The following is a 24,007-nucleotide window of genomic DNA, read 5'->3' on the forward strand; positions in this document are numbered from 1 at the left end:
CAAGCGCACGAATCCCGATGAGCTTACTTTTAGTAAGTGATTCGGGTGAGTAAGTGCAGCCAACGAAGAGGTAACTTGAAAGGCGAAGGGTTAACTTAACTCACATCACCGCCTGGAATGACATGCTATAGGCGGATTGAGCAATAATAGAAATGAAAAAACCGAATCACTCTGGTAGCGGCCAGATTCGCATTATTGGCGGGCAATGGCGTGGCCGTAAACTCCCGGTTCCGGACAGCCCTGGCCTGCGTCCGACCACTGACCGTGTACGCGAAACGTTGTTTAACTGGCTGGCCCCGGTAATGGTCGATGCCCACTGCCTGGACTGCTTCGCCGGCAGCGGCGCGCTGGGTCTGGAAGCTCTCTCTCGCTATGCGGCAAATGCGACGCTTCTGGAGATGGATCGCGCGGTATCTCAGCAGCTACAAAAGAATCTCGCCACGCTGAAAGCCCCCCATGCCCGCGTCGTCAATACCAATACGCTGACATTTTTGGCCCAGACGGGTACGCCGCATAACGTGGTATTTGTTGACCCGCCGTTCCGCAAAGGATTACTGGAAGAAACATTAACTCTTCTGGAAACTCATGGCTGGCTGGCAAATGAAGCGTATATTTACGTTGAAAGCGAAGTAGAAAACGGTTTGCCGCCGGTTCCGGTAAACTGGTCGCTATACCGTGAAAAAGTCGCCGGACAGGTCGCCTATCGCCTGTACCAACGTGAAGCACGAGGAGAACACGATGCTGATTAACCTGGGACGCCTGCTGATGCTGTGCGTCTGGGCATTTTTACTACTGAATATTTTTCAACCCTTTCCACGTCCGCTTAACATCTTCGTTAACGTCGCGCTGATATTTATGGTGCTAATGCATGGCATGCAGTTGGCGCTGCTAAAAAGCACCATGCCCAAAGATGGCCCGCAGATGACCGGTGGAGAGAAAATCCGTATTTTTCTGTTCGGCGTTTTTGAACTGCTGGTGTGGCAGAAGAAGATTAAAGATCAGTTGAAGAAGTAACTGCGCTCTTTTCGCCCAGCGGCGCGTTGCGAGCCGGGGCGACAAAATTTGTAGGCCGGATAAGGCGTAAGCAGCCATCCGGCATCAGTCAGATGAAATCTTAGCGTTCAGCCGTAAAATCAATAAAACGCGAACCTTTGTAACTCAGCGTGCCTTTATCCCCAACCGTTAACGCATGGTACTGGCGGGCGTCCAAACGAAAGGTTTGCTCGAGGCCGCCGCTTTGTGGCTTAAAGCTGGCTTCATAGCGCATGCTGGTTCCTGCCGGGCTCACTTCCTGCTGACGGGATCGCCGATCGTTAAGCGGTTTTTCCCGTTTGTTACTCACCACCACCTGCTTTTGCACCAGCGGCGCCGCATCATTATCGGCTTTTTCACGCCGCTGCTGGACAAAACGAAACGACGCGGCGACAACGATTAAGATAATGATAATAATGAAAAAAAGTGGTGGTTTGCTCATGTTATTAACCCATCAGAAAATGCGGAAATAAGCATACATTGCCTGTTATGGTGTTGTCATCTGGCTGTGTCGGCCTCTACACTGGACAGTAGAGCCGTGAGCACCCCGCTTACGAAAAAATAACGAATTCAAGGAACTAAGATGCTTTGGTCGTTTATCGCTGTCTGTCTTTCCGCGTGGTTGTTCGTGGATGCTTCCTATCGTGGGCCTGCATGGCAACGCTGGGTCTTTAAGCCCCTGACATTGCTGCTCCTGGCGCTGCTGGCCTGGCAGGCGCCAATGTTTAACGCTATCAGCTATCTGGTACTGGCTGGCCTGCTTGCCTCACTGCTGGGTGATGCGCTTACGCTGTTACCGCGCCAACGCCTGCTGTACGCCGTGGGAGCATTCTTCCTGTCGCATCTGCTGTATACCATCTACTTCGCCAGCCAAATGACGCTGTCGTTTTTCTGGCCTCTGCCGTTGGTGCTGGTCGTAATGGGGGCGTTGCTGATTGCCGTGATCTGGACGCGTCTGGAAGAGCTGCGTGTCGCTATCTGCACCTTTATCGGTATCACGCTGATGATGGTCTGGATGGCCGGTGAGCTGTGGTTCTTCCGCCCGACCGCGCCGGCGCTGTCGGCATTTATGGGCGCATCGCTCCTGTTCATCGGCAACATTGTCTGGCTGGGTAGCCATTATCGTCGCCGCTTCCGCGCCGATAACGCAATTGCCGCCGCCTGCTACTTCGCCGGACATTTCCTGATTGTTCGTTCGTTGTATCTTTAAAACGCTTGACTCTGGAGTCGACTCCAGAGTGTATCCTCCGGTTAATACGAAATGATTATCAACCGGAGGATGCCATGTCGACACCCGATACCCGTGGCAAAAAGGTCCCACAATTCTCTTCTTTCAAGCCAGTGCCTGCGCCACAAAAGGTGGATGACTGCTGCTGCGAAGGAAGCTGCTCTACCCCACCGCCCGTATCCGATACCGTACAAGGTACCCGCTATTCCTGGAAAGTGGCGGGCATGGACTGTGCGGCCTGCGCCCGAAAAGTAGAGAATGCGGTCCGCCAGGTCAGCGGCGTCAACCAGGTCCAGGTTCTGTTCGCCACTGAAAAACTGGTAGTCGATGCCGGTTCCGATATCCGTCAGCAAGTTGAAAACGCGGTGCAGAAGGCAGGCTATACCCTGCGCGATGAGCACGCGTCGGACGCCGCTCCCGAGTCACGCTTTAAAGAGAACCTGCCGCTGATTTCGCTGATTATCATGATGGCGATTAGTTGGGGGCTGGAGCAGTTCAATCACCCCTTTGGTCAGATAGCGTTTATCGCCACCACGCTGGTTGGTCTGTATCCCATTGCCCTTCAGGCTCTGCGCCTGATGAAAACCGGCAGCTACTTTGCCATTGAAACGTTGATGAGCGTGGCCGCCATTGGCGCACTGTTTATCGGCGCTACGGCGGAAGCCGCCATGGTGCTGTTGCTGTTTTTAATTGGCGAACGCCTGGAAGGATGGGCCGCCAGCCGCGCCCGCAAAGGGGTCAGCGCGCTGATGGCGCTCAAACCGGAAACCGCCACACGCTTACGTAACGGCGAGCGCGAAGAGGTGGCTATCAATACTCTCCGGCCTGGCGATGTTATTGAAGTTGCCGCAGGTGGACGTTTACCTGCCGACGGCAAACTGGTCTCTGGTTTTGCCAGCTTTGATGAAAGCGCCCTGACCGGCGAATCGATCCCCGTTGAACGCGCCACCGGCGAGAAAGTCCCGGCCGGCGCCACCAGCGTGGACCGTCTTGTAACGCTGGAAGTACTCTCCGAGCCGGGTGCCAGCGCCATTGATCGTATTCTGAAGCTGATTGAAGAAGCGGAAGAACGCCGTGCCCCCATTGAGCGCTTTATTGACCGTTTCAGCCGGATTTACACCCCGGCCATTATGGCGGTTGCGCTGCTGGTCACCCTCGTACCGCCGCTGCTATTTGCCGCATCCTGGCAGGAGTGGATTTACAAAGGACTGACGCTGCTGCTGATTGGCTGTCCTTGCGCTCTGGTGATTTCAACACCCGCAGCCATTACTTCTGGTCTTGCCGCCGCGGCGCGTCGTGGCGCGTTAATCAAAGGCGGGGCCGCACTGGAACAGTTGGGTAGAGTCACGCAGGTGGCGTTTGATAAAACCGGCACCCTGACCGTCGGTAAACCACGCGTCACGGCGATTCATCCGGCAAGCGGTATTGGTGAGGCTGAACTGCTGGCGTTGGCAGCGGCTGTAGAGCAGGGCGCGACGCACCCGCTGGCACAAGCGATTGTTCGGGAAGCACAAACGCGCGAGCTGACTATTCCTGTCGCAAAAGAGCAACGGGCGCTGGTTGGCTCTGGAATTGAAGCGCTGGTCAACGGCGAACGCGTGCTGATTTGCGCGGCCGGTAAGCAGCCTGCCGATGCCTTTGCCGGGCAGATAAGCGAGCTGGAAAGCGCGGGCCAAACGGTAGTGCTGGTGCTGCGTAACGATACCGTTCTCGGCGTGCTGGCCCTACAGGACACGCTGCGAGACGACGCTCGCAGCGCCATCAGCGAGCTTAATCAGATTGGCGTGAAAGGGGTGATCCTGACCGGTGATAACCCACGTGCGGCGGCCGCCATTGCCGGTGAACTGGGCCTCGAATTCAAAGCGGGTCTTTTGCCGGAAGATAAGGTACAGGCCGTTACCCATCTTAACCAACAGTCGCCGCTGGCGATGGTCGGCGACGGCATCAACGACGCTCCGGCAATGAAAGCGGCCACAATGGGTATTGCGATGGGAAGCGGGACCGACGTCGCGCTGGAGACCGCCGATGCCGCCCTGACCCACAACCGTCTGCGTGGTCTGGTGCAAATGATTCAGCTGGCGCGCGCCACCCACGCCAATATTCGCCAGAACATTGCGATTGCGCTGGGCCTGAAGGGGATTTTTCTCGTTACCACGCTGCTCGGGATAACCGGGCTGTGGCTGGCGGTGCTGGCCGATACGGGGGCGACGGTACTGGTGACCGCTAACGCGCTGCGGTTATTGCGTAAAGGATAATGTGTGCGCCGGGTGCGGCGTTGCCTTATCCGTCCTGGAGGTTACACCGTCTTTGTAGGCCGGATAAGCGTTAGCGCCATCCGGCATAACAAGATTACTGGCCTTTGCGCACCAGATAGCGGTACGGCAGAGAGTCAGTCTCTTTGGCCACCAGCTCATGTTCCATAAAGGTACAAAAGCCGGGAATGTCACGGGTTGTTGCCGGATCGTCGGCGACAATCAGCAGCGTTTCACCCGCCTGCATGCCGCGCACGGTTTTACGTACCATCATTACGGGTTCCGGGCAGCGCAACCCCTGGGCATCAAGAGTATGGTCGGGAGAGGTAAACAGATCGCTCATCGTAGTCTCGTTCATTCAAAAACGGCGTTATTTTACGCTCTGTTGTGGCGTAAGCCAATCAGGTTAACGATTGCGTGAAAAACAACCATTGCAATGTGCTCTTAAAGCAGTATCATGCGACGGTTTTTTATTGGGTTCCCTCACCCCATCCAACAAAAAGGTCACAATATGACTCCGTTTACACAATCTCAGCGCGTAAAAGCGTTGTTTTGGCTATCGCTATTTCATCTGCTGGTGATCACCTCCAGCAACTATCTGGTGCAGCTCCCGATCTCCATTTTTGGTTTCCATACCACTTGGGGCGCTTTTAGCTTTCCGTTTATATTCCTCGCGACCGACCTGACCGTGCGTATTTTTGGCGCGCCGTTGGCACGTCGTATCATCTTTGCGGTAATGATCCCTGCGCTGCTGATCTCTTATGTCGTTTCATCCCTGTTCTATATGGGATCGTGGCAGGGCTTCGGCGCGTTGCTGCACTTTAATCTGTTTGTCGCCCGTATCGCCGCCGCCAGCTTTATGGCTTACGCGCTGGGACAAATTCTGGATGTGCATGTCTTCAACCGCCTGCGTCAGAACCGGCGCTGGTGGTTGGCGCCGACGGCTTCCACGCTGTTTGGCAACATCAGCGATACATTGGCCTTCTTCTTTATCGCCTTCTGGCGCAGCCCGGACGCCTTTATGGCCGAGCACTGGATGGAAATCGCGCTGGTCGATTACTGCTTCAAAGTGCTGATCAGCATTATTTTCTTCCTGCCAATGTATGGCGTACTGCTGAATATGTTACTGAAAAGGCTGGCAGATAAATCCGAAATCTCTGCATTGCAGACGAGTTAAAGGTTCATTTTCCGAGTTGTGATAAGATGAACGAATGAGCCGTTATGGCCGTTTATCGAAAGGAAGAAGTCAATGCGCAATCTGGTTAAATATGTCGGTATTGGCCTGCTGGTTATGGGGCTTGCGGCCTGTGATAATAGCGATACAAAAGCGCCAGCAGAGGGTGCTGCCGCGGAGAGTAGCGCCACCGGACAACCGGTCAGCCTGCTGGACGGCAAACTCAGTTTTTCCCTGCCTGCGGATATGACCGATCAGAGCGGCAAGCTGGGCACTCAGGCGAACAATATGCACGTATATTCTGACGCAACCGGCCAGAAAGCGGTGATTGTGATTGTTGGCGACAATACCAACGAAGATCTTGCCGTACTGGCAAAACGCCTGGAAGATCAGCAGCGTAGCCGCGACCCGCAACTGCAGGTCGTCACCAATAAATCTATTGAGCTGAAAGGCCACACGCTGCAGCAGTTAGACAGCATCATCTCGGCCAAAGGCCAGACCGCTTACTCTTCCGTAGTGCTGGGTAAAGTGGACAACCAACTGCTGACTCTGCAAATCACGCTGCCTGCTGACGATCAGCAAAAAGCGCAGACGACCGCAGAAAATATCATTAACACGCTGGTTATCCAGTAACGGTTAAGACGATGACGCGGCTTCCGGTGACACCACCTGAGGCCGTTTTTTTAACCGCCAGGTCAGCAACAACGCCACCGCTACCAGCCCGGCTGCCGCCAGATAGATAACCGGCACGCCCGCCCACGTCATGACCAGCCCGGCCAGCGGCCCGGTAATCCCCAGTGATAAATCCATAAACACCGTGTAGGTCGCCAGCGCAGCGCCCTGATTTTGCTGCGGAACGGCTTTTACCGCCACCACGCCCAGCGCCGGGAAGACTAGCGAGAACCCAGCGCCGGCCAGCAGAACACCGATTTTCGCCATCCACGGCATGGAAGCCATCCCGACCAGCAGCAGCCCAACAATCTCGACGCTAAAGCAGATCATTGCCACATTCAGTCCGCCTAAGCGGTTGATGCCGTTTGGGAACAGCAAACGCGTGCCCACAAACGTGCAGCTAAAAAGCGTCAGCGCGAATGCGGCGCCATCCCAGTCTTTGGCATCATAAAACAGGGTAATGAAGGTAGCGATTACCCCAAATCCAGCGGAGGCCAGGGCCAGCGCCATACCGTACAACCAGACGCGCCCAAGTACCGCGCGAAACGGCAATGGTTTGCCTTTACTGGCTTTCACCGCCGGACGAGGGAGCGCCAGCAGTATCGCCAGCAACGCCACGCCCATCACGGTCAGCGCCAGCCCCCGTAAGCCTCCCCAGGCATAAAACAGAACGCCCAGCGGAGCGCCTATCGCCATCGCGCCATAAGTCACGATGCCGTTCCACGAAATCACCCGTCCGATGTGCATTGAGCCAACAACCCCCACGCCCCACAGCGTAGAGCCGGTTCCGGCAAAGCTTTGCCCGATGCCAAGAATCACGCGCCCCAGGCATAGCAGCAGCAGACTGGCCAGCGGCCAGCCGTTCGTTGAGCCCGCCAGTAAATAGCCCAGCCCACTTAAAAAGCAGCCGCACAGCCCGAATACCACAATCTTCTTTGGTCCCAGCAGGTCGGCATAGCGACCTGCATGAGGACGGCTCAGCAGCGTAGCGAAATATTGCAGGCTGATGACCAGACCTGCCCAGAAAGCGCTAAATCCCATCACGTCATGGACGTAGCCAGGCAATACCGCGAGCGGCAGGCCGATGGTCAGGTAGCTGGCGAAGTTAAACATCACCACAGAAACAATACGCAGATTCAGGCGTAAACCGCTAAGCGTCGGTTCAGCGACGGGTTCGGGCATGGAGGGTCACCACGTTTTCACAACAGTGTTTCATTTCTACCATGTTGCAGAGCAGAAATCAGCAGCCAGTTTAGGAGTTTTAGTCGCAAACCAGCCGCTACACTTAATGCAAAAACACAGGCAGGAAGAAAACATGACAACCGCTCAGCCCGATAAAACGGGTTTGCACATTTTGCTCAAACTGGCCGCTCTGGTGGTGATCCTCGCAGGTATCCATGCCGCGGCGGATATCATTGTGCAACTGCTACTGGCTCTCTTTTTTGCCATCGTATTGAATCCACTGGTCACCTGGTTTATTCGCCGGGGGGTACGTCGCCCGGTAGCCATTACGTTAGTGGTCGTGGTGATGCTGATCGTTCTTACGGCGTTGGTCGGCGTTCTGGCGTCGTCAATCACTGAATTCATGGACCTGCTGCCAAAATACAATAAGGAGCTGACGCGCAAAGTTCTGTATTTGCAAGAGATGGTGCCTTTTCTGAATCTGCATATGTCCCCAGAACGCATGCTGCAACGCATGGACTCCGACAAGCTGATGACCTTCACAACCACGCTGATGACAAGTCTATCCGGCGCCATGGCCAGCGTCGTCCTGTTGGTGATGACGGTGGTCTTTATGCTGTTTGAAGTGCGTCATGTCCCCTATAAACTGCGCTTTGCGCTGAACAACCCACAAATCCATATTGCAGGACTGCATCGGGCGTTAAAGGGTGTATCTCACTATCTGGCGCTGAAAACGTTGCTCAGCCTATGGACCGGCGCTATTGTCTGGCTGGGGCTGGCGCTGATGGGTATTCAGTTTGCTCTGATGTGGGGCGTACTGGCATTCCTGCTAAACTACGTGCCCAATATTGGCTCGGTCATTTCCGCCGTCCCGCCCATGATCCAGGCGCTGCTGTTCAACGGCGTTTACGAATGCGTGCTGGTTGGCGCGCTGTTTCTGGTGGTGCATATGGTGATTGGCAATATCCTCGAACCCCGCATGATGGGGCACCGGCTGGGATTATCGACGCTTATCGTCTTTCTCTCTTTGTTAGTGTGGGGATGGCTGCTTGGTCCGGTTGGTATGTTGCTCTCCGTGCCGTTAACCAGCGTGTGTAAAATCTGGATGGAAACGACCACAGGCGGCAGTAAGCTGGCAATTTTGCTGGGGCCCGGCAGGCCCAAAAGCCGATTACCGGGATAAACTTGCAAACGGCATGTGAAGAATGGTACACAACCCCATTATTACTAAAGGTTAGCCGTGATATGTACCGGATTGTTCTTGGGAAAGTTTCTGTTTTAAGCACTGGCGCGTTGCCTGCCGCACTGAGTGATCAGGCCCCGCAAGGTGCTCACCGTGCGCGCTGGCTGGCAGGTCGCGTGCTGCTTTCCCATGCGCTTTCGCCATTACCGGACATTGTCTACGGTGAGCAAGGAAAACCGGCCTTTTCCGCCGACACGCTGCTGTGGTTCAATCTCAGCCACAGCGGCGATGATATCGCCCTGTTGCTCAGCGACGAAGGGGAAGTCGGCTGCGATATTGAAGTCGTGCGCCCACGCGATAACTGGCAGACGCTGGCAAACACGGTGTTCAGTCTCGGAGAACATGCCGAAGTTGAGGCCGAATGCCCGGAGCAACAGTTGGCGGCGTTCTGGCGCATCTGGACGCGTAAAGAAGCTATTGTGAAACAGCGTGGCGGCAGCGCCTGGCAAATCGTCAGCGTCGATAGCACCGCACTAACCTCCTCACTCTCTGTCAGCCAGTGCCAGCTCGACGCCCTGAGTCTGGCGGTCTGTACCCCCACGCCGTTTACCCTGACCGCAGACGCCGTGCAGCGTCTGTAACGCCCTCATTCCCGTGCGCCACCGCGCCATATCGTAAGGTTGAAATCGGATGCAACGTATCACCATTACCCTCGATGATGATTTACTGGAAACGCTCGACGGCCTGAGCCAGCGCCGTGGCTACAACAACCGTTCCGAAGCGATCCGCGATATTCTGCGCGGCGCACTGGCGCAGGAAACCACTCAGGAGCATGGCACTCAGGGCTTCGCGGTGCTCTCATATGTTTATGAGCATGAGAAACGTGACCTGGCGAGCCGCATTGTTTCTACTCAACACCACCACCACGATTTATCGGTCGCCACGCTGCACGTGCACATCAACCATGACGACTGTCTGGAAATCGCCGTGCTGAAAGGCGACATGGGCGAGGTGCAACATTTTGCCGATGACGTGATTTCCCAGCGCGGCGTGCGCCACGGTCATTTGCAGTGCCTGCCGAAAGAAGAGTAATTGCCTGTTTCGTTGCCGGATGGCGGCTGCGCCTTATCCGGCCTACGTCCGTTACCGTCTGTAGGTCGGGCAAGCGAAGCGCCCCCGGCAATGATGAGCAAACCAGCTAGCAACTATGCCTGTTTGAGACTTTTGCTGAGCGTTTCGATGATCCATGTATTGACTGATACCTGTTCTTCCGCTGCCGCAAAACTTAAACGTTCTCCGAAAGACTCTGGATAGCGCAGAGTAAATGTCTTCAGCTTTTCCGGGTTTGCGTAAGGTTCTATCCCTGCGGCAGAGCAATCATCAAGATAATCTCGTAAGGAGATCTCTCCCTCTTTTTGCAGCCCCTGAATGCTGTCAGAGACAAAATCACAATAGCCTGACAATCCCAGGAACTTACCGCGAAACGCATTAAGCTCAGGGACATAATTAATCACCGCAGGTTGACCGGCGATTTCCATTGAGTTTGGCGTTTTGGGTTTGATCATGGTTTTACCCCTATACTTGTTAACCAGTCACGTACGTTTTCGACCGCGCCTTTATCTGTATCCGGAGAAGGATGTGGTCTATGAAAACTCGCAATGCTCTTATTTAAAAGAAATTTACACCGTGAGCCTCGTCCTTCTTTGATTTCGCCACCTAACGCCTTGATCAGTGACTCAATTTCCGACCACTTGATTCCCTGCGGCGTCGGTGCTTTAAAAAGCTGATCCAGCGTGTTCTTTTGCTTTTTGCGTAAAGACAACACTTTTTCCTTCATCGCATGTCCTTATGACTTCATCCTTTGAAGTCATATTATAACAGCACACAATGCAGTCAAGATATGAAGCCAACCAATTACGCCATCGTACCAATCGTCTTTCGAAAGCGTAGTAGCGCTATCAGGAAAAACGCGCTGCCGATCGCCAGCAGCGTCAGAAACTGCGGCCAGACGATGCTAAACCCGGCTCCGCGATAAAGTATCGCCTGCGCGAGACTGACGAAATGGGTAGTCGGCATCGACAACATAATGTCCTGCACCGCCTGCGGCATACTTTCACGCGGTGTAGAACCTCCGGAGAGCATCTGTAACGGCAGCAGCACCAGAATCATCAGCAGCCCCAGTTGCGGCATAGAACGTGCCAGCGTGCCCATAAAAATGCCGATCGAGGTGGTGGCGAACAGGCTCAGCGCCACGCCCAGCATAAACAGCGGTATTGAGCCTTCAATCGGTACCCCGAGCACGCCTTTTACCATCAGCATCAGCGACAGACCGGAAACCACCAGCACCACCAGCCCCATCGACCAGATTTTTGCCATCATGATCTCAAACGGCGTCACCGGCATCACCAGCAGATGCTCAATGGTTCCGTGCTCGCGCTCGCGAATCAGCGCCGACCCGGTAAGCACGATCGCCAGCATGGTGATGTTGTTGATAATCGCCATTACCGCGCCAAATCGAGCAGGTTCCAGATTAGGGTTAAAGCGCATGCGCATTTCCAGCGCCACCGGCGGCTCGCTGTTATCACGGTAACGTGCCACAAAGCTGTTCACCTCGCCGCTGATGATATTCTGGATATAGCTGTTGCCGGTAAAGGCCTGGCTCATCCGAGTGGCATCGACGTTCACCTGTATATCCGGTTGTCGTCCGGCCAGAACATCACGCTGAAAATCAGGCGGAATGTTCACGGCGAAGGTGTAGCGTCCGGCATCCAGCCCGGCATCCATCTCATCGGCAGTAATCATCTCCGGAGGTAAAAACCACGGGCGATAAAAGCTGTTCACAATCCGATTCGACAACTGCGACTGGTCCATATCGGCAATGGCAATCGGCGCCAGATGCAGCGAACCCGGGAGGACGGTCGCGGAAGAGTAAACCGAAATCGTGAAAGCGAAGACGATCAGCGTCAGCATCGCTTTGTCACCCAGCAAACTGCGTAACTCTTTGATGCCGAGGTTGTAAATATTGCGTAATCGGCGCATCACCCCTCCTGTTTTTTCAGCAGTAATACGCTCAGACCAATCACCACCGGAATGGCCACCGCCAGCGGAATAAACAGCGGCCAGAGATCGGTCAGATCCAACGCTTTAGAGAACGTCCCACGCGCGATAGTCAGAAAATGGCTGGTCGGGTAAATTTCACCAATCCACCGTCCCGGCCCTTCCAGCGAGGCGACCGGATCGATCATCCCGGAAAACTGCGTCGCCGGGATCAGCGTTATAATCGCCGTACCAAAAATGGCGGCGATCTGGCTTTTCATAAACGTAGAGATTAATAAGCCCAGCCCGGTGGCAATGGTGACGTACAGCAGCGCGGCCAGCGCCAGGGTCACAAAGCTCCCCTTATGCGGGACCCCGAACACAAACACCGACAGCGCGCACAGCAGCAAGAAGTTCAGCATGCCCAGCACGATGTAAGGCAACTGTTTGCCGAGTAAAAACTCGCTGCGGGTCGTGGGCGTAACGTACAGGTTGATAATCGACCCCAGCTCTTTCTCACGTACTACGCTGAGGGCGCTGAGCATGGAAGGGATCATCATCAATAGCAGTGGGATCACCGCCGGAACAATCGCCGGCAGACTTTTCACATCCGGGTTGTAACGATAGCGAGTTTCAATGGTCATCAATCCGTTTTGCCCACTGGCATTGGGTTGACGCGCCATCACATCCTGCAGCCAGGTCTGGTGCATCGCCTGCACATAGCCCCTGACCGTTTCAGCACGGCTCGGCATTGCGCCATCGATCCAGACGCCAATCTTCACCGGTGTTCCGCGCGCAATATCGCGGCCAAAATTTGGCGGGATTTCAATTGCTACCGCGACTTCGCCCGAACGCATCCGTTTGTCCAGCTCGTCATAACTGGCGAGAGGCGGCTGCTCGATAAAATAGCGCGAGCCCGCCAGATTCAGCGTCCACGCCTGGCTGCTGACGGTCTGGTCACGATCGAGCACCGAAAACCGCAGGTTTTCCACATCCATGCTAATGCCATAGCCCATGATAAGCATCAGGATCACCGTGCCCATCAGCGCCAGCGTTGAACGAACCGGGTCACGCCGCAGCTCCAGCGCTTCGCGGCGGCTGTAGCTGAACAAGCGCCGCAGGCTAAAACCCTGCCGCGGCGGGTTATTGTTTTCATGCACTGCCGGAACATTGGCTGGCGCTAACTGAGCTTCCGGCGCCGGACCAGCCGCTTCCTGTAACCAGGAGATAAACGCCTCTTCCAGACTGGCGGCGCCGCGCTGTTTCACCAGCTCCTGCGGCGTGCCGCTGGCCAGTACTTTTCCGGCGTGCATCAGCGACATCCTGTCACAGCGCTCCGCTTCGTTCATAAAGTGGGTGGAGATAAAAATGGTCACTTTGTCCTGGCGCGACAGATCAACCATCAGTTGCCAGAACATGTCCCTCGCCACCGGATCGACCCCGGAGGTCGGTTCATCGAGAATCAACATCTCCGGGCGATGGATAACCGCCACCGCCAGCGACAGGCGTTGACGGATCCCCAACGGCAGCGCGCCGGGCAACGCGTCTTCGACATCGGTCAGCGAAAAGCGCTCGCTCATCTCCTGTATCCGCCCCGGAATTTCTGCTTCGGGGATATGGAACAGCCGCGCGTGTAGTTCGAGGTTTTGCCGGACGGTCAGCTCGCTGTAGAGCGAAAACGCCTGTGACATATAGCCTACCCGGCGGCGGGTATCGATATTTTTCGGGTCAACCGCTTGCCCAAACAGCCACGCCTCGCCCTCGTTTGCGGGCAGCAGCCCGGTGAGCATTTTCATGGTAGTGGATTTACCGCAGCCGTTAGAGCCGAGAAAACCGAAGATTTCCCCGCGCGGAATACGGAAGTTAACGTGGTCCACCGCCACAAATTTACCGAAGCGCATGGTCAGGTCTTTCGCCTCGATGGCAATCTCTTCCTGCTCAGCGTGATACGGCGGGATCACCACCGGTTTATGCGCCTGGCGCTGGGCTTCGGGTAACAGCGCGATAAATGCCTGCTCCAGCGTGTCGCTGGCGGTTTGTTCACGGAGCTGCTGCGCGCTCCCGGTGGCTAACACCTCCCCGGCGTTCATCGCCACCAGCCAGTCAAAGCGCTCGGCTTCTTCCATGTAGGCGGTGGCAACCAGCACGCTCATGTTGGTCTGTCGCTGGCGGATGCTGTTAATCAGATCCCAGAACTGGGCGCGGGACAGCGGGTCGACCCCGGTGGTGGGTTCATCAAGAATCAACAGTTCCGGGTCGTGGATTAACGCGCAGCACAGCCCCAGCTTTTGCTTCATGCCGCCCGAGAGTTTCCCGGCAGGACGATCGCGAAACGGCGCCAGTCCGGTGCTGTTCAGCAGCTCGGTAATCCGTGCTTCGCGCTCCGCTTTGTCATGACCAAACAGCCGGGCAAAGAAATCGACGTTCTCATACACTGACAGCGTGTGGTACAGGTTTTTCCCCAGCCCCTGCGGCATCCAGGCAATTCGCGGGCAGACATCCCGGCGATGCTTCGGGTCGCGCATATCGCCGCCCAGTACCCTCACGTTGCCGTGTTCAATAACCCGAGCCCCGGATATGAGAGACAGCAGGCTCGATTTTCCGACGCCATCCGGACCAATCAGCCCCACCATGCAGCGGGCGGGGATATCCAGCGTGATATTGTTCAGCGCTACCGTTTTCCCGTAATGCTGACTCACGCCGTCAAGGTGCGCCACGGGAGGAACGGGAACCAGCGCCAGATGCGTCATTGCGGCAACCTCACCACCAGGTCGTCAGGCCAGGCGCGATTTTCATCAACACGCACCCACGCCATACCCGGCAGACCGGTTTTCACGTACTCAAGATGCTGCTGTAACAACTCTGGCGGGATACGCGCTTTGACGCGAAACATCAGCTTCAGCCGTTCATCGCTGGTTTCGACCGTTTTCGGCGTGAACTGCGCCACGCTTGCCACAAAGCTGATGGTCGCCGGAATACGCAAATCCGGTGCGGCATCCAGCACCAGGCGCGCTTCACCGCCAATCTTCAGTAAGCCAGCCTGCTCGGTAGGCAAGAAGAACGTCATGTAGACATCGCTGAGATCGACCATATTCAGCACGCGCCCGCCCGCAGAAAGTACCTCGCCCGGTTCGGCTACGCGGTACTGCACGCGACCATCGCGCGGGGCTTTCAGCTCGCTGTCATCAATATCAGCCGCTATACGACGTTCGGTGGCTTGCGCGGCTTCTACGCGGGTTTGCGCCTGAATAATGCTGGTGCGAGCGGCTTCAATGGCGGCTTTTGCCGCAGAGACCTGCGCCTTTGCGGATTCCAGCGCAGCGCGTGCGCTTTCTGCCGCAGCCCGATCGTCATCCAGTTGTTGCTCAGATACAGCCCCACGCTGGGATAGAGAACGAGAACGCACGTGGCGTTTAGAGACCGACTGCAGTTCCGCCTCGCGCTGTTTGACCACCGACTGCGCGGCGCGCATTTCACTTTGCCGCTGTTCTAACAGCGCCCGCGCCGCCGCCACCGCGCTTTCAGCTTCTTTGATTTGGGCGACCGCTTCCAGCCGCTGCTCCTGCAGCACACGGGTATCCATTTTCGCCAGCACTTCGCCCTGACGAACGAATTGCCCTTCTGACACGAGGATCGTGTCAATTCGTCCGGCAATCTTGGTGGCAATATCCACTTCCGTGGCCTCAATTCTGCCGTTGCTGGCTGCGAACCCTTCCGGTATTCCGGCAGGGCGGAGCATCCACCACGCTATCGCGGCCACCACGACCAGGAGGCCCGCGCCCCACCACATCAAATGACGCTTCAACTTATCCATATTCGACCCGCCGTAATCCCTGTTTTCAAACGATGCGTGTCACAAAGCCCACTAAATAGCTATTCAGCGGGAGATTCCATCCGGGATGAGAAGGAATGAGAAACAATGGCCAGAGAGCGGACAGGCGCTAAGGCAACCTGCACCGCGCAGGAAGTGAATGACGAAAGTGCTGTGAGATCGGGTAGTAATGTTGTCATCATCAGCGTTCCTGGCCGGAAATGAAACACGCATACTCATAACTGCTGTCTATTGAATACTAACACCTGGATTCAATATGTCTATTCGGTTGTAGCACGGATGTTGCAGGCAAAAAATCGTGCCCGGCAATCCATTTGCCGGACAAACGTTTTTCTTAGAAGGTTTGCTGGATGACTAATGTAACGCACTGAAAGTACCATTTTTTGTATGGCGTCCAGAACGTTACTTCTGGCTCTGGAACGCCTTAAGATCCCTCTTCCTCTGCCCGCGCTCCATTGCCCAGGGAAATAAACTCTTCCAGCAGCATGGTAAGTTGCTGCATTTTTTCGACGGTAAAATCGGCTTCTATCAGGCGATAGGCCTCTTCCACCTGGACCTGCGCACTTTCATAAAGTTTTGAACCGGCCGGGGTTAGAGAAACGTACAGCTTGCGTTGATCGTTAACTGGCTTGAGGCGCAGAACCAGGCCATCGCGTTCCATGCGGGTCAGGATGCCCGTCAGACTCGGGCGTAAAATACAGGCGCGAAAAGCCAGATCGTGAAAATCCATCGACGGGTTTTCGGCAAGGATACGCACGATACGCCATTGCTGTTCGGTAAGATTGTGGCGTTTAACGATCGGGCGAAAGTGGGCCATCGCCGCTTCCCGCGCCTGTAGTAGCGCGATAGTTAATGAATCATGCATGACTGACCTCTGAATCACACCTTCATTTGTTAATAAGTTAATAATTAGCGTTAATCACACCAGAACGCAACCGGTTTCTGTCTCTGAAAAGTACAGGTCGAGATAAGAAGATAATCTTATATATTGATTTATAAGAAATAAAAACAAAATCTGTAAATTTATTGTTAATCCGATCACAAATCATTCACTTCTGTTTGCCAAACCTTTCTGCAAAGCATAAAAAATGATCATTAATATGTTAATGAAATGATCGTATCCGAAATCAGAATCAGAGGAGTGGTGAATGAAAGGTACCATCTTCGCCGTGGCGCTTAACCACCGCAGCCAGCTCGATGCCTGGCGCGAAGCGTTCCAACAGACCCCCTACAAAACGCCGCCAAAGACCGCGGTGTGGTTTATCAAACCGCGTAATACCGTTATCGGCAACGGAGATAGCATCCCCTTCCCGCAGGGTGAAACCGTGCTAAGCGGAGGGACTGTGGCCCTGATCGTCGGTAAAATCGCCCGTAAAGTAACTGCAGAAAAAGCGGTTGCTTACATTGCCGGATATGCGCTGGCTAACGACGTAAGCCTGCCGGAAGAGAGCTTCTATCGCCCGGCAATCAAAGCCAAATGCCGCGATGGCTTCTGCCCGATTGGCGCACTTTCTACGCTCAGCGACGTCGATAACCTGACCATTATCACCGAAATCAACGGTCGGGAAGCTGACAGTTGGAACACTGTTGATCTCCAGCGCTCCGCCGCCGAGTTGCTAAGCGCCCTGAGTGAATTCGCGACCCTCAACCCTGGCGACGCCATTCTGATCGGCACCCCGCACAACCGCGTAACCCTGCGACCAGGCGATCGCGTACGTATTCTTGCCGCAGGCCTCCTGCCGCTGGAAAACCCGGTGGTTACCGAAGGAGAACTGGCATGAAACAAGCACGTATTGAGTGGCAGGGACAACAACACAACGTCCAGATCGATGAACGCGAGCAGGTTCGCCTGGCTGACGGCAGACTGCTAAAAGAAGGCGAATTTCGTTGGCTGCCGCCCGCCGACGGCACGCTGTTCGCGCTGGGTCTGAACTACGCCGATCACGCCAGCGAGCTGGAGTTCAAGCCGCCCACCGAACCGCTGGTGTTTATCAAAGCGCCAAACACCTTTATCGGCCACCAGCAGGAATCGGTACGCCCGGATAACGTTGAGTACATGCACTACGAAGCCGAACTGGTGGTGGTGATCGGCAAAACCGCGCGTAAGGTCGCCGAAGCCGACGCCATGGAGTACGTAGCCGGATACACCGTCTGCAACGACTACGCTGTCCGCGACTATCTGGAAAACTACTATCGCCCCAATCTGCGGGTAAAAAGCCGCGACACTCTGACGCCAATAGGCCCCTGCATCGTCGACAAAGCGGATATTCCTGACCCGCACACCCTGGCCCTGCGCACCTGGGTCAACGGCGAACTGCGCCAGCAGGGCACCACCGCCGATCTAATCTTCAGCATCCCGTTCCTGATCGCTTATCTGAGCGAGTTTATGACCCTGCAACCGGGCGACATGATCGCCACTGGTACGCCAAAAGGGCTGTCAGACGTGGTGCCGGGCGATGAAGTGCTCGTCGAAGTGGAAGGCGTCGGCCGTCTGGTCAACCGCATCATCAGTCAGCAGGCATATGAGGAGAAGCTGTCATGAAAAAGATTAACCATTGGATCAACGGCAAAAACGTCGCGGCTACGGAGTATTTTCACACCACCAACCCGGCAACTGGTGAAGTGCTGGCGGAAGTGGCCTCCGGCGGTGCCGACGAAGTGAATCAGGCGGTGGCGGCAGCGAAGGAAGCGTTCCCTAAATGGGCCAATCTGCCGATGAAAGAGCGTGCACGCCTGATGCGCCGTCTGGGCGACCTGATCGACCAGAACGTCCCTGAAATTGCCGCCATGGAGACCGCCGATACCGGCCTGCCGATCCACCAGACCAAAAACGTGCTGATCCCTCGCGCGTCGCATAACTTCGAATTTTTCGCCGAAGTGTGCCAGCAGATGAATGGCAAGACCTATCCGGTCGACGACAAGATGCTCAACTACACCCTCGTACAGCCGGTCGGCGTTTGTGCACTGGTGTCGCCGTGGAATGTGCCGTTTATGACCGCCACCTGGAAAGTCGCGCCGTGCCTGGCGCTGGGCAATACCGCTGTGCTGAAGATGTCCGAGCTTTCGCCACTGACTGCCGATCGTCTGGGTGAACTGGCGTTAGAAGCAGGCATTCCGGCAGGCGTATTGAACGTGGTTCAGGGCTACGGCGCAACGGCAGGCGATGCGCTGGTACGCCACCACGACGTACGCGCGGTGTCGTTTACCGGCGGTACCGCCACCGGGCGCAATATCATGAAAAATGCCGGGCTGAAAAAATACTCCATGGAACTTGGCGGTAAATCACCGGTGCTAATTTTTGAAGATGCCGATATTGAACGTGCTCTTGATGCCGCGCTGTTTACCATCTTCTCGATCAACGGCGAACGCTGCACCGCTGGCTCGCGCATTTTTATCCAGCAGAGCATCTACCCCGAATTCGTCAAACGCTTTGCTGAACGCGCCAACCGCCTGCGCGTCGGCGACCCAGCCGACTTGAACACTCAGGTAGGCGCGCTGATTAGCCAACAGCACTGGGAGAAAGTCACCGGTTATATCCGCCTCGGCATTGAAGAAGGGGCGACCCTGCTGGCGGGCGGCCCGGATAAACCCGCCGACCTGCCTGCACATCTGAAAAGCGGCAACTTCCTGCGCCCAACGGTGCTGGCGGATGTCGACAACCGCATGCGTGTCGCGCAGGAAGAGATATTTGGCCCGGTAGCCTGTCTGCTGCCGTTTAAAGACGAGGCGGAAGGTCTGCGCCTGGCCAACGATGTGGAGTACGGCCTCGCCTCTTATATCTGGACCCAGGACATCAGCAAAGTGCTGCGCCTGGCACGCGGCATCGAAGCCGGAATGGTGTTCGTCAATACGCAGAACGTCCGCGATCTGCGTCAGCCGTTTGGCGGAGTGAAGGCTTCTGGTACAGGCCGTGAAGGCGGCGAATACAGCTTTGAAGTGTTCGCCGAAATGAAAAACGTCTGCATCTCGATGGGCGACCATCCGATCCCAAAATGGGGAGTCTGATATGGGAAAGTTAGCTTTAGCTGCAAAAATTACACACGTTCCGTCGATGTATCTCTCTGAACTGCCGGGGAAAAACCACGGCTGTCGTCAGTCAGCCATCGATGGACATAAAGAGATAAGCAAACGCTGCCGCGAAATGGGCGTCGATACCATCATTGTGTTCGACACCCACTGGCTGGTCAACAGCGCCTACCACATCAACTGTAGCCCCCATTTTGAGGGGAACTACACCAGCCACGAACTGCCGCACTTTATTCGCGACATGGCCTACCGCTACGAGGGGAACCCGGAACTGGGCCAATCAATCGCCGATGAAGCCGTCAAACTGGGTGTGCGTGCTCAGGCACACAATATTCCCAGCCTGACGCTGGAATACGGCACTCTGGTCCCCATGCGTTATATGAACGAAGACAACTACTTCAAAGTCGTTTCCATCTCAGCATTCTGTACCGTGCATGACTTCGCGGACAGTCGCAAGCTGGGTGAAGCAATTCTTAAAGCTATCGAGAAATACGACGGCACCGTGGCGGTCCTGGCCAGCGGCTCACTGTCGCACCGCTTTATCGACGATCAGCGTGCGGAAGAAGGCATGAACAGCTACACCCGCGAGTTCGACCATCAGATGGACGAGCGGGTCGTGAAGCTGTGGCGTGAAGGTAAGTTCAAAGAGTTCTGCACCATGCTGCCGGAGTACGCCAACTACTGCTACGGCGAGGGCAACATGCACGACACGGTGATGCTGCTCGGCATGCTGGGCTGGGATAAATATGACGGCAACGTTGAATTTATCACCGAGCTTTTCGCCAGTTCCGGCACCGGCCAGGTCAACGCCGTCTTCCCGCTGCCTGAGCAGGTTTAAGGAGTTCAGAATGCCGCACTTTATTGCCGAGTGTACCGACAACATCCGCGAACAGGCCGATTTACCGGGTCTGTTCGGCAAAGTGAACGAAGCGCTGGCGGCGACCGGCATCTTTCCCATCGGCGGCATTCGCAGTCGCGCCATCTGGCTGGATACCTGGCAGATGGCCGACGGCCAGCATGATTATGCCTTCGTGCATATGACGCTGAAAATCGGCTCCGGGCGTAGCCTGGAGAGCCGTCAGGACGTGGGTGAGATGTTGTTTGCGCTGATTAAGGCCCATTTCGCCACGCTGATGGAGAGCCGCTATCTGGCACTGTCGTTCGAAATCCAGGAGTTGCACCCGACGCTGAATTACAAACAGAACAACGTGCACGCGTTATTTAAATAATGTGCAAATTGCCCGGTGGCGCTGTGCTTACCGGGCCTACACCGGCCATGAATTGTAGGCCGGATAAGCGAAGCGCCATCCGGCAATGCAATGCCACAGGAACCACTATGCTCGATAAACATACCCATACCCTGATCGCCCAGCGTCTAAACCAGGCGGAAAAACAGCGCGAACAGATCCGCGCTATTTCGCTGGATCACCCGACGATCACCATCGAAGACGCCTACGCCGTTCAGCGCGAATGGGTAAAAATGAAAATCGCCGAGGGCCGCGTCCTTAAAGGCCACAAAATCGGTCTGACCTCCAAAGCGATGCAGGCCAGCTCGCAGATTAGCGAACCGGACTACGGCGCGCTGCTGGACGATATGTTTTTCCACGATGGCGGCGATATTCCTACCGACCGCTTTATCGTCCCGCGCATCGAAGTGGAGCTGGCCTTCGTGCTGGCCAAACCGCTGCGCGGCCCGAACTGCACCCTGTTCGACGTCTACAACGCTACCGACTATGTGATTCCGGCGCTGGAGCTTATCGATGCCCGCTGCCACAACATCGACCCGGAGACCCAGCGCCCGCGCAAGGTCTTCGACACCATCTCCGATAACGCCGCCAACGCCGGGGTGATCCTCGGCGGTCGCCCCATCAAACCCGACGAACTGGATCTGCGCTGGATCTCCGCCCTGCTCTATCGCAACGGCGTGATCGAAGAGACTGGCGTGGCTGCAGGGGTACTCAATCACCCAGCCAACGGCGTGGCCTGGCTGGCGAACAAGCTTGCGCCGTATGACGTCCAACTGGAAGCCGGGCAGATTATTCTCGGTGGCTCCTTTACCCGTCCGGTTCCGGCGCGCAAGGGCGACACTTTCCACGTTGACTACGGCAACATGGGCGCGATTAGCTGCCGGTTTGTTTAGGAGAAACATGATGAATAACGCCTTTAAAGATGCCTTAAAAGCCGGTCGCCCACAGATTGGCCTATGGCTTGGACTCACCAGCAGCTACAGCGCAGAGCTACTGGCCGGGGCTGGGTTCGACTGGCTGTTAATTGACGGAGAGCATGCGCCGAACAGCGTGCAAACGATACTGACCCAACTGCAGGCGATCGCCCCTTACCCCAGCCAACCTGTGGTGCGACCATCATGGAACGACCCGGTGCAAATTAAACAATTGCTGGATGTGGGTGCGCAGACTCTGCTGGTGCCGATGGTACAAAACGCTGACGAAGCGCGACTGGCAGTGAAGGCCACCCGCTACCCGCCCGCAGGTATTCGCGGCGTAGGTAGCGCGCTCGCCCGCGCCTCACGCTGGAACCGCATCCCCGAATATATCCATCAGGCCAACGACGCAATGTGCGTGCTGGTGCAAATTGAAACCCGCGAAGCGCTAAAAAATCTGCCACAGATCCTCGACGTTGAGGGCGTGGACGGCGTGTTCATCGGCCCGGCCGATCTCAGTGCTGATATGGGATTTGGCGGCAATCCGCAGCACCCGGAGGTGCAGGCTGCCATCGAACAGGCCATCGCGCAAATTCGTGCAGCCGGTAAAGCGCCGGGGATCCTGATGGCTAACGAACAGTTGGCGAAACGTTATCTGGCGCTAGGCGCACTGTTCGTTGCCGTCGGCGTTGATACCACTCTGCTGGCCCGTGGCGCAGAAGCGCTGGCGGCGCGGTTTGGGGGGGAAATAAACGCGCCGGGTTCACCAGGCGTCTACTAGTGCCCGGTAAGCGCAGCGCTACCGGGCAAAATAGCCGTACCCTACAAAATTCCCATTAGAGGAAAATGACAATGAGCGATACATCATCTGCCATCCCGGAAAAGTTCGATCCGGCTAACCAGCATAAACAGCTGACGGCGCAGCAGCAGTCAGTTATCAACAAACTGTTCCGTCGCCTGATCGTATTTTTGTTCGTACTCTTTATCTTTTCGTTTTTAGACAGGATCAATATCGGCTTTGCCGGACTGACCATGGGGCAGGATCTGGGACTGAACGCCACCATGTTCGGCCTTGCCACCACCCTGTTTTACGTTACCTACGTGATTTTTGGCATACCCAGCAACGTGATGCTCAGCATCGTCGGCGCTCGCCGCTGGATTGCCACCATCATGGTGCTATGGGGCATCGCCTCTACCGCCACCATGTTCGCCACCGGGCCGAACAGCCTCTACATCCTGCGGATGCTGGTGGGGATTACCGAGGCCGGTTTCCTGCCCGGCATCCTGTTGTATTTGACCTTCTGGTTCCCGGCCTTTTTCCGCGCCCGCGCCAACGCGCTGTTTATGATTGCTATGCCTGTGACTACCGCGCTGGGGTCGATCGTTTCTGGATATATTCTGTCTATGGACGGCATGCTTAACCTGCGCGGCTGGCAATGGTTGTTCTTGCTGGAGGGCTTCCCGTCGGTGCTGCTCGGCGTTATGGTCTGGTTCTGGCTCGATGATTCACCGTCGAAGGCGAAATGGCTGACGGCAGAAGACAAAAAGTGCCTGCAGGAGATGATGGATAACGATCGCCTCATGCTGGTACAGCCGGAAGGGGCGATCAGCCATCACGCCATGCAACAACGCAGCCTGTGGCGGGAAGTATTTACGCCGATCGTGCTGATGTACACCCTGGCCTACTTCTGCCTGACGAATACACTCAGTGCGATCAGTATCTGGACGCCGCAGATCCTTAAAAGCTTTAACGAAAGCAGCAGCAACATCACTATCGGCCTGCTGGCGGCAATCCCGCAGATTTGTACCATTCTCGGAATGATCTACTGGAGCCGTCACTCTGATAAACATCGAGAGCGTAAGCATCATACCGCTCTACCTTTTCTGTTTGCCGCTGCAGGCTGGCTGCTGGCTTCAGCCACCGATCACAACCTAATCCAACTACTGGGGATCGTGATGGCCTCCACCGGCTCCTTTAGCGCCATGGCCATCTTTTGGACCACCCCGGATCAGTCGATCAGCCTACGCGCCAGAGCGATCGGTATCGCGGTGATCAACGCCACCGGCAATATTGGATCAGCAGTAAGCCCATTAATGATCGGCTGGCTGAAAGATATTACTGGCAGCTTTAGCAGTGGTCTGTGGTTTGTTGCCACCCTGTTGGTCATTGGCGCGGTGATTATCTGGGCTATTCCGATGAAAGGATCGCGTCCTCGCGCGACGCCGTAA

At 55.8% G+C, this 24,007-nt stretch carries 26 protein-coding genes; 17 read left to right on the plus strand and 9 right to left on the minus strand.

Annotated elements, in window-relative coordinates:
• Positions 1-152 precede the first annotated feature (152 nt).
• Entirely contained in the window at positions 153-749 is a 597-nt protein-coding gene (rsmD, locus tag OGW16_RS08880; protein ID WP_043018614.1) for a 16S rRNA (guanine(966)-N(2))-methyltransferase, read from the plus strand.
• Positions 739-1,014: a DUF1145 family protein gene (locus OGW16_RS08885; RefSeq protein ID WP_043018615.1), complete on the plus strand. Its 276-nt coding sequence runs from the start codon at positions 739-741 to the stop codon at positions 1,012-1,014. The genes rsmD and OGW16_RS08885 overlap by 11 nt, the downstream gene beginning before the upstream one ends.
• 100 nt (positions 1,015-1,114) lie before the next feature.
• Here the strand turns inward: OGW16_RS08885 and OGW16_RS08890 are convergent, their stop codons facing one another.
• Positions 1,115-1,474: a DUF2500 domain-containing protein gene (locus OGW16_RS08890; RefSeq protein ID WP_075145527.1), complete on the minus strand. Its 360-nt coding sequence runs from the start codon at positions 1,472-1,474 to the stop codon at positions 1,115-1,117.
• A 141-nt stretch (positions 1,475-1,615) separates the two neighbouring features.
• Between OGW16_RS08890 and OGW16_RS08895 the strand changes: the two genes are divergently transcribed.
• A complete protein-coding gene (locus OGW16_RS08895; RefSeq protein WP_043018617.1) occupies positions 1,616-2,242 on the plus strand; it encodes a lysoplasmalogenase in 627 nt (208 codons plus the stop codon).
• A 74-nt stretch (positions 2,243-2,316) separates the two neighbouring features.
• Positions 2,317-4,515 carry a Zn(II)/Cd(II)/Pb(II) translocating P-type ATPase ZntA gene (gene zntA, locus OGW16_RS08900; protein WP_043018618.1) on the plus strand — a complete coding sequence of 733 codons (2,199 nt, stop codon included), beginning with the start codon at positions 2,317-2,319 and terminating at the stop codon, positions 4,513-4,515.
• Between the two features lie 94 nt (positions 4,516-4,609).
• On the opposite strand, the gene tusA is transcribed toward zntA, so the two are convergent.
• A complete protein-coding gene (gene tusA, locus OGW16_RS08905; protein ID WP_003827551.1) occupies positions 4,610-4,855 on the minus strand; it encodes a sulfurtransferase TusA in 246 nt (81 codons plus the stop codon).
• Positions 4,856-5,023: 168 nt separating this feature from the next.
• Here tusA and OGW16_RS08910 point away from each other — a divergent pair, with 168 nt between their 5' ends.
• Together OGW16_RS08910 and OGW16_RS08915 are read left to right on the plus strand one after the other, a co-directional pair.
• Positions 5,024-5,689: a 7-cyano-7-deazaguanine/7-aminomethyl-7-deazaguanine transporter gene (locus tag OGW16_RS08910; protein ID WP_019078120.1), complete on the plus strand. Its 666-nt coding sequence runs from the start codon at positions 5,024-5,026 to the stop codon at positions 5,687-5,689.
• A 72-nt stretch (positions 5,690-5,761) separates the two neighbouring features.
• On the plus strand, positions 5,762-6,319 hold the full coding sequence (locus OGW16_RS08915; RefSeq protein WP_016154847.1) for a DcrB family lipoprotein: 558 nt from the start codon (positions 5,762-5,764) through the stop codon (positions 6,317-6,319).
• Positions 6,320-6,322: 3 nt separating this feature from the next.
• Here OGW16_RS08915 and OGW16_RS08920 read toward each other — a convergent pair whose 3' ends face one another.
• The gene (locus OGW16_RS08920) at positions 6,323-7,540 is read right to left on the minus strand and encodes an MFS transporter (RefSeq protein ID WP_286518309.1); all 1,218 of its coding nucleotides are present in this window, start codon (positions 7,538-7,540) and stop codon (positions 6,323-6,325) included.
• A 133-nt stretch (positions 7,541-7,673) separates the two neighbouring features.
• Here OGW16_RS08920 and OGW16_RS08925 point away from each other — a divergent pair, with 133 nt between their 5' ends.
• The 3 genes from OGW16_RS08925 to nikR all read left to right on the plus strand — a co-directional run bounded on the left by OGW16_RS08925 (position 7,674) and on the right by nikR (position 9,815).
• Positions 7,674-8,723 (plus strand): AI-2E family transporter, encoded by a 1,050-nt coding sequence (locus tag OGW16_RS08925; RefSeq protein WP_043018840.1) that lies wholly within the window; start codon positions 7,674-7,676, stop codon positions 8,721-8,723.
• Positions 8,724-8,785: 62 nt separating this feature from the next.
• Positions 8,786-9,364, plus strand: coding sequence for a 4'-phosphopantetheinyl transferase AcpT (gene acpT / locus OGW16_RS08930; protein WP_087051932.1), 579 nt, complete (start codon positions 8,786-8,788; stop codon positions 9,362-9,364).
• Positions 9,365-9,413: 49 nt separating this feature from the next.
• Complete coding sequence (nikR, locus tag OGW16_RS08935) at positions 9,414-9,815, plus strand: nickel-responsive transcriptional regulator NikR (protein ID WP_043018621.1); 402 nt, start codon at positions 9,414-9,416, stop codon at positions 9,813-9,815.
• A 113-nt stretch (positions 9,816-9,928) separates the two neighbouring features.
• On the opposite strand, the gene OGW16_RS08940 is transcribed toward nikR, so the two are convergent.
• From OGW16_RS08940 to hpaR, 6 genes are all read right to left on the minus strand, one after another.
• Complete coding sequence (locus tag OGW16_RS08940; RefSeq protein ID WP_087051931.1) at positions 9,929-10,288, minus strand: type II toxin-antitoxin system HicB family antitoxin; 360 nt, start codon at positions 10,286-10,288, stop codon at positions 9,929-9,931.
• A complete protein-coding gene (locus OGW16_RS08945; protein ID WP_003837806.1) occupies positions 10,285-10,560 on the minus strand; it encodes a type II toxin-antitoxin system HicA family toxin in 276 nt (91 codons plus the stop codon). The genes OGW16_RS08940 and OGW16_RS08945 overlap by 4 nt, the downstream gene beginning before the upstream one ends.
• Before the next feature lie 77 nt (positions 10,561-10,637).
• Complete coding sequence (locus OGW16_RS08950; RefSeq protein ID WP_075145524.1) at positions 10,638-11,762, minus strand: ABC transporter permease; 1,125 nt, start codon at positions 11,760-11,762, stop codon at positions 10,638-10,640.
• Complete coding sequence (gene rbbA / locus OGW16_RS08955; RefSeq protein WP_286518311.1) at positions 11,762-14,509, minus strand: ribosome-associated ATPase/putative transporter RbbA; 2,748 nt, start codon at positions 14,507-14,509, stop codon at positions 11,762-11,764. The genes OGW16_RS08950 and rbbA overlap by 1 nt, the downstream gene beginning before the upstream one ends.
• Positions 14,506-15,573: an HlyD family secretion protein gene (locus OGW16_RS08960; protein WP_043018624.1), complete on the minus strand. Its 1,068-nt coding sequence runs from the start codon at positions 15,571-15,573 to the stop codon at positions 14,506-14,508. Before OGW16_RS08960 ends, rbbA begins: the two co-directional genes overlap by 4 nt.
• Positions 15,574-16,015: 442 nt before the next feature.
• Positions 16,016-16,456, minus strand: coding sequence for a homoprotocatechuate degradation operon regulator HpaR (gene hpaR / locus OGW16_RS08965; RefSeq protein ID WP_043018625.1), 441 nt, complete (start codon positions 16,454-16,456; stop codon positions 16,016-16,018).
• 283 nt (positions 16,457-16,739) lie between these two features.
• Here hpaR and OGW16_RS08970 point away from each other — a divergent pair, with 283 nt between their 5' ends.
• From OGW16_RS08970 to hpaX, 8 genes are all read left to right on the plus strand, one after another.
• On the plus strand, positions 16,740-17,372 hold the full coding sequence (locus tag OGW16_RS08970; protein ID WP_286518313.1) for a fumarylacetoacetate hydrolase family protein: 633 nt from the start codon (positions 16,740-16,742) through the stop codon (positions 17,370-17,372).
• Positions 17,369-18,133, plus strand: coding sequence for a fumarylacetoacetate hydrolase family protein (locus OGW16_RS08975; RefSeq protein ID WP_286518315.1), 765 nt, complete (start codon positions 17,369-17,371; stop codon positions 18,131-18,133). The genes OGW16_RS08970 and OGW16_RS08975 overlap by 4 nt, the downstream gene beginning before the upstream one ends.
• The gene (gene hpaE, locus OGW16_RS08980) at positions 18,130-19,596 is read left to right on the plus strand and encodes a 5-carboxymethyl-2-hydroxymuconate semialdehyde dehydrogenase (protein ID WP_043018628.1); all 1,467 of its coding nucleotides are present in this window, start codon (positions 18,130-18,132) and stop codon (positions 19,594-19,596) included. The genes OGW16_RS08975 and hpaE overlap by 4 nt, the downstream gene beginning before the upstream one ends.
• Position 19,597: 1 nt before the next feature.
• Complete coding sequence (gene hpaD, locus OGW16_RS08985; RefSeq protein ID WP_043018629.1) at positions 19,598-20,455, plus strand: 3,4-dihydroxyphenylacetate 2,3-dioxygenase; 858 nt, start codon at positions 19,598-19,600, stop codon at positions 20,453-20,455.
• Positions 20,456-20,465: 10 nt separating this feature from the next.
• Positions 20,466-20,846, plus strand: coding sequence for a 5-carboxymethyl-2-hydroxymuconate Delta-isomerase (locus tag OGW16_RS08990; RefSeq protein WP_047408060.1), 381 nt, complete (start codon positions 20,466-20,468; stop codon positions 20,844-20,846).
• Positions 20,847-20,953: 107 nt separating this feature from the next.
• The gene (gene hpaH / locus OGW16_RS08995; protein WP_043018631.1) at positions 20,954-21,757 is read left to right on the plus strand and encodes a 2-oxo-hept-4-ene-1,7-dioate hydratase; all 804 of its coding nucleotides are present in this window, start codon (positions 20,954-20,956) and stop codon (positions 21,755-21,757) included.
• Between the two features lie 10 nt (positions 21,758-21,767).
• The gene (gene hpaI, locus OGW16_RS09000) at positions 21,768-22,559 is read left to right on the plus strand and encodes a 4-hydroxy-2-oxoheptanedioate aldolase (protein WP_043018632.1); all 792 of its coding nucleotides are present in this window, start codon (positions 21,768-21,770) and stop codon (positions 22,557-22,559) included.
• A gap of 71 nt (positions 22,560-22,630) precedes the next feature.
• Positions 22,631-24,007, plus strand: coding sequence for a 4-hydroxyphenylacetate permease (hpaX, locus tag OGW16_RS09005; protein ID WP_043018633.1), 1,377 nt, complete (start codon positions 22,631-22,633; stop codon positions 24,005-24,007).

The organism is Citrobacter sp. Ce104, from assembly GCF_030334595.1.
In the GTDB taxonomy this organism is placed as follows: Bacteria; Pseudomonadota; Gammaproteobacteria; order Enterobacterales; family Enterobacteriaceae; genus Citrobacter; species Citrobacter europaeus.